General features: G+C 73.6%; 1 protein-coding gene. It reads left to right on the top strand.

The genetic code is table 11. From position 1 onward, the window contains the following. The first annotated feature begins 132 nt into the window (after positions 1 to 132). Positions 133 to 300 carry a hypothetical protein gene (locus JHD67_RS21540; RefSeq protein WP_199101180.1) on the top strand — a complete coding sequence of 56 codons (168 nt, stop codon included), beginning with the start codon at positions 133 to 135 and terminating at the stop codon, positions 298 to 300. The last annotated feature ends 98 nt before the right edge of the window (positions 301 to 398 follow it).

Here is a 398-nt window from a genome sequence, read left to right as displayed (position 1 = left end):
CCCCCCCCCCCCCCCCCCCCCCCCCCCCCCCCCCCCCCCCCCCCCCCCCCCCCCCCCCCCCCCCCCCCCCCCCTTTTCTCACCCCTCCGCCGCAAACCGAGATTCGGTCACGGGTCTCGTGGGCTCGGAGATGTGTATAAGAGACAGGCCCGCCAATTCACCGCACGCTACGACGCGACACTCGTACTGGACGAAAGCGCGACCGCCGGCGGCATCAAGAAGATCGATGCCAGCTACTCCATCACCACCGCCTGTCTCTTATACACATCTGACGCTGCCGACGACAACGTTCGGGTGTAGGTCTCGGTGGTCGCCGGATCGTTAAAAGGGGGGGGGGGGGGGGGGGGGGGGGGGGGGGGGGGGGGGGGGGGGGGGGGGGGGGGGGGGGGGGGGGGGGG

The organism is Dyella sp. ASV21 (genome assembly GCF_016428975.1).
Classification (GTDB): Bacteria; Pseudomonadota; Gammaproteobacteria; order Xanthomonadales; family Rhodanobacteraceae; genus Dyella.
Note: the sequence above shows the minus strand (reverse complement) of the source record. Positions and strands in the feature narration are given on the sequence as shown.